This is a genomic window from Desulfurobacterium pacificum, from assembly GCF_900182835.1.
In the GTDB taxonomy this organism is placed as follows: domain Bacteria; phylum Aquificota; class Aquificia; order Desulfurobacteriales; family Desulfurobacteriaceae; genus Desulfurobacterium_B; species Desulfurobacterium_B pacificum.
The window spans coordinates 1-1,177 of sequence record NZ_FXUB01000011.1; the positions used below are offsets into that span (position 1 = coordinate 1).

At 46.0% G+C, this 1,177-nt stretch carries 1 protein-coding gene; it reads right to left on the minus strand.

From position 1 onward, the window contains the following. Positions 1-7: 7 nt before the first annotated feature. The coding region (gene tuf / locus QOL23_RS08475) for an elongation factor Tu (RefSeq protein WP_283401155.1) at positions 8-1,177 on the minus strand (1,170 nt) is incomplete at its 5' end.

The following is a 1,177-nucleotide window of genomic DNA, read 5'->3' on the forward strand; positions in this document are numbered from 1 at the left end:
CCCCTTATTAATCAAGAATTTCTGTAACTACTCCAGCACCTACCGTCCTTCCACCTTCACGAATAGCAAATCTTAACCCTTCTTCTATAGCTACAGGCTTGAGTAGTTCTACTTCAAATGTTACGTTGTCTCCAGGCATTACCATCTCTACGCCTTCCGGTAGCTTCACTTTTCCTGTTACGTCTGTCGTCCTGAAGTAGAATTGTGGCTGGTATCCGTTGAAGAATGGGGTGTGACGCCCTCCTTCTTCTTTGGAGAGGATGTATACTTCTGCTTTGAATTTTTTGTGGGGTTTGATGGAGCCTGGCTTTGCTACTACCATTCCTCTTTCTACTTCGTCTTTCCCTACTCCTCTGAGGAGTATTCCTACGTTGTCTCCTGGTAGTGCTTCGTCAAGTACTTTTCTGAACATTTCTATTCCTGTTGCTACTGTTTTTATTGGTTCTTCTCTTAGACCTACTATTTCTACTTCTTCTCCTACTGTGAGTTTTCCTCTTTCTACTCTTCCTGTTACTACTGTTCCACGTCCAGAGATGGAGAATACGTCTTCTATTGGCATGAGGAATGGTTTGTCTATTTCTCTTACTGGTTCTGGTACGTATTCGTCAAGGGCTTTTACTAATTCGTAGATTGGTTGACACCATTCGCAGTCTGGGGAGGTGCATTCAAGGGCTTTGAGGGCGGAGCCTCTTATTACTGGTACTTCGTCTCCCGGGAATCCGTATTCGTTGAGGAGTTCTCTTACTTCAAGTTCTACTAGTTCAAGGAGTTCTTCGTCGTCTACCATGTCTACTTTGTTGAGGAATACTACGATGTATGGGACGTTAACTTGTCTTGCAAGTAGTACGTGTTCTCTTGTTTGGGGCATCGGGCCGTCTGCTGCGGATACTACAAGGATCGCTCCGTCCATCTGGGCTGCACCGGTTATCATGTTTTTGATGTAGTCCGCGTGTCCGGGGCAGTCTACGTGGGCGTAGTGGTATTTTTCGGATTCGTATTCTACGTGGGCTGTTGCTATGGTGATTCCTCTTTCTCTTTCTTCTGGGGCTTTGTCTATGTTGTCGTAGGATACTTCTTCAGCCATTCCTTTGAGTGCTAAGCAGTGGGTGATGGCTGCTGTTAGTGTGGTCTTGCCGTGGTCTACGTGCCCTATGGTTCCCACGTTCTTGTGGGGCTT